This window comes from Pseudoalteromonas sp. Isolate6 (assembly GCF_022398435.1).
Taxonomy (GTDB): domain Bacteria; phylum Pseudomonadota; class Gammaproteobacteria; order Enterobacterales; family Alteromonadaceae; genus Pseudoalteromonas; species Pseudoalteromonas galatheae.
This window is the reverse complement of record NZ_JAKEVK010000401.1, coordinates 1-834: the sequence shown is the minus strand read 5'-3', so window position 1 is coordinate 834 and position 834 is coordinate 1. Positions and strand designations below refer to the sequence as shown.

Here is an 834-nt window from a genome sequence, read left to right as displayed (position 1 = left end):
CATATTATGTCTTTAAAGCAATTTTAGGAGTCTGATATGTACACATTACGCGATGCAATTAACAATCGTTATTCCACAAAAGCCTTTGATCCTAATAAAAAAATTAGTGATTCAGATATTGACTTACTCAAGCAGGCGCTAAGACTAAGCCCGTCTAGTACCAACGTTCAGCCATGGCATTTTGTCATCGCAAGTACTGAGGCAGGCAAAACTCAAGTGGCTAAAAGCACACAAGAGAATTACAAATTTAATGAAGCAAAAGTACTTAACGCGTCACATGTTGTTGTATTTGCTGCAAAACAAAATATAGATGATACGCATTTAGATAAAGTGCTTGCCAAAGAAAGTGCCGATGGCCGATTTGAAAAAGGCTCTGAGATTGAGGCACAAATGAATAATGGCCGTCGCTATTTTGTCGGCTTAAATCAAACCAGCGATGAAGCAATCAAAGCATGGACTGGCAAACAGGTTTACTTAAATCTTGGGCAATTTTTGCTAAGCACTGCATTACTAGGTATAGATTCTGTGCCAATTGAGGGATTTGACGCCGATATTCTCAGCAATGAGCTTGGGTTAACTGAGCAAGGCTTTGACGCTCTTGCTATTGTCGCATTGGGCTATCGAGACGAAGGTGATTTTAATGCTAAATTACCTAAATCTCGCCTCGCAATCGAAGACATCATTAGCGAAATCTAAGACCCAGTTTGGCACTGATAATGGCTAGCTAGATAACGTCAGTGCCACTCCAACTTCGGTTGGAATACCATTTCAAACATCACAATGTAAACCAATGTGAATGAAACAATAAATTCACAACTACCCTCTCCTCAGTTT

Annotated in this window: 1 protein-coding gene; it reads left to right on the top strand. The window is 39.7% G+C overall.

The features are described 5' to 3' along the window. Positions 1-36: 36 nt before the first annotated feature. Positions 37-696, top strand: a complete 660-nt coding sequence (gene nfsB, locus L1D50_RS23140; protein ID WP_128725585.1) for an oxygen-insensitive NAD(P)H nitroreductase — start codon at positions 37-39, stop codon at positions 694-696. Positions 697-834 lie beyond the last annotated feature (138 nt).